Raw genomic sequence first — 2,432 nt, forward strand, 5'->3', positions numbered from 1 at the left:
GTATCCACCCCAGCAATGACATCTTTCCTGGCATGATCCAGACGCCTACCTTTGTCAAAAAAAATCATGCAACACAGAAAATCTTTAAACCAGAGCATGCTTGAGCATGTGGCTATTCAGCAGAGCAATGGTAAGACCATTTCAAGTTACGCAAAACAAATCGGAGTAACTCGCCACAAAATGCAATACTGGGTAAATAAATATAAAGCCAGTCACAAAACAAAAAAAGTGGAAAGCGACTCCAGCCTAAAGTTCATTGATCTTGGCTCATTCGGTGTTAAAGATCAGTCGGGAGATTCAAGTAGCCTGGCAAAATCTTCGTCAACAAAGGAAGTCCTGTCTCTGCAGGATGAGCGATTGCCACAAATGACCCTTACTTTTCCAAGTGGCATGTGCCTGAAAATTTACTAGACCATGATTGGACTGAGTGCAAACTTACAGTACTATTTATGCTGTAAGCCTGTTGATATGCGCAATGGCTTTGACGGACTATCTGGAATCGTGCGCAATGAGTTGAAGCAGGATCCTGTAAGTGGTTCCGTTTTCATTTTCATAAATCGTACCGGAACACACATAAAGCTGTTATTTTGGGACGGGGATGGTTTTGCCTTATTTTACAAACGCCTGGAGCGGGGCAGATATTCTATAGGAGACCAGGATAAAACAACACCAGCACGACTCATTACCCGAGAGGAATTGATGATGATTTTGGAAGGTCTTTCCTTTAAAAATTTAAAACGAAAAAAGCGGTTTAAAATCAGCTGATTCTTGTTGTTTAATATCTGTAAATATTGGTTTAAATATTTGTCAATCAAATATTTAATATTATATTTGTGTATGAAAAAACAGCACATTTCACATAGCCAAAACACTGCTCAACTGGAAGCCAAAATATCGGCTCTGGAAGCGGCTCTTTTGGAGAAAGAAGCTGTTATTTCAGAGAAAGACTCTGCCATTCAAAAACTTAATCAGGATGTAGAGCATCTTGCCTTTCACAATGACCAAATGCGCCGTTTAATATTCGGTTCCAAACGTGAGCGCTTCATTCCTCAGGTTCATCCCGATCAGTTAACATTGTCCTTTGATGAGGAGGTTGCTGCTATCTCTAAGGCTGTTAAAGAAGAACAAGAGAAGATTCGTATTGAATACATGCGCAAGAGAGTCAGAAAAGAACATCCTGGACGCATGCTATTGCCTGATCATTTGCCGGTCAATGAGATTGTTTTAGAGCCGGAGGAAAACACCACAGGTATGGTGTGTATTGGTCAGGAAATCACTGAAGAGTTGGATTATACGCCTGCCAGATTGTTTCGCAATCGTTATATCCGTAACAAGTACATCGCCAAAGAGGACGAGAAGGCCAGCCAAAAGCAGGTAATTGCTCCTTTAAACAGGCCTCTTCATAAATGCATCGCCAGTGCCAATCTGCTGGGGATGATCTTTACCAATAAATACCTATACCACTTACCGGTTTACCGCACCCGCCAGATGCTTATCCAGATGGGGGTTACCATTCCGGACTCTACGCTGGAATCCTGGATAAAACTTGGAGCTAATTTATTGCGACCTTTATACGCAGTGCACCGACTACATGTTTTCAGGGAAATTTATCAAATGATCGATGAATCACCAATAAAAGTGCAAGATCGCAACAAAAAAGGAACGTGTCACCAGGGGTACATGTGGGTTCGGTATGCCCCATTGTCAAAAAGCGTGCTGTTTGAGTACTACAAGAGCCGATCGGCCAATGGCCCCATCGACGACTTGAGTTCGTTCCGTGGATTTGTGCAAACCGACGGTTACAGTGGCTATACTTTTTTAGCTAAGAAAGCAAGACTGACCCATTTATCTTGCTGGGCGCATGCAAGACGTTACTTTGATGCCGCCTTGAAAAACGATCAGGAACGTGCCTCTCACGCGCTAAGTCTCATTCAGCTTCTTTATGCCATTGAGGCCATCGCACGGGACAAGAATTTATCCCACGAGCAACGGCATGCCATGAGACTGGAAAAAGCTCTGCCTGTAATTAATGAATTAGGGGCGTATATCAACGAGCACAAAGGTTCTGTAATGCCAAGGAGTCCATTAGGGAAAGCTTTTGAGTATTGCAAAAATCGATGGACCAGCCTTCAGAACTATCTTACCAATGGAATGCTGGAAATAGACAGCAACCTGGTGGAAAACTCTATCCGTCCCCTGGCTCTTGGACGTAAGAACTATTTGTTTGCCGGCTCACATGATGCTGCCATAAACATCGCAATGTTCTACAGCTTTTTTGGAACTTGCAAGAAGCTTGACATCGATCCCCAGAAGTGGCTGAAGTACGCCATGGAAAATATCCACATCACACCTGCCGAAAATTTCAAAGAACTTTTGCCGCAATTTATTGATAAAAAATTACTCCAGGAATAAGGTTTTGCTGGGGTGGATAC

At 42.8% G+C, this 2,432-nt stretch carries 3 protein-coding genes; all 3 read left to right on the top strand.

The genetic code is table 11. The annotated features are described in order from the left end of the window. The first annotated feature begins 66 nt into the window (after nucleotides 1-66). The 3 genes from tnpA (at nucleotide 67) to tnpC (ending at nucleotide 2,412) form a co-directional block, all read left to right on the top strand. Nucleotides 67-411, top strand: coding sequence for an IS66 family insertion sequence element accessory protein TnpA (gene tnpA, locus BY457_RS18785; protein ID WP_146131017.1), 345 nt, complete (start codon nucleotides 67-69; stop codon nucleotides 409-411). A gap of 3 nt (nucleotides 412-414) precedes the next feature. After that, nucleotides 415-765, top strand: a complete 351-nt coding sequence (gene tnpB, locus BY457_RS18790) for an IS66 family insertion sequence element accessory protein TnpB (protein ID WP_106154864.1) — start codon at nucleotides 415-417, stop codon at nucleotides 763-765. A 72-nt stretch (nucleotides 766-837) separates the two neighbouring features. Beyond that, on the top strand, nucleotides 838-2,412 hold the full coding sequence (tnpC, locus tag BY457_RS18795) for an IS66 family transposase (RefSeq protein WP_258176798.1): 1,575 nt from the start codon (nucleotides 838-840) through the stop codon (nucleotides 2,410-2,412). Nucleotides 2,413-2,432 lie beyond the last annotated feature (20 nt).

The organism is Marinilabilia salmonicolor (genome assembly GCF_003003035.1).
GTDB lineage: Bacteria > Bacteroidota > Bacteroidia > Bacteroidales > Marinilabiliaceae > Marinilabilia > Marinilabilia salmonicolor_A.

Excerpts from the sequence above, each read along its gene's own strand:
- tnpA (WP_146131017.1), top strand. The coding sequence starts at position 67 with ATGCAACACAGAAAATCTTTAAACCAGAGCATGCTTGAGCATGTGGCT.
- tnpB (WP_106154864.1), top strand. The coding sequence starts at position 415 with ATGATTGGACTGAGTGCAAACTTACAGTACTATTTATGCTGTAAGCCT.
- tnpC (WP_258176798.1), top strand. The coding sequence starts at position 838 with ATGAAAAAACAGCACATTTCACATAGCCAAAACACTGCTCAACTGGAA.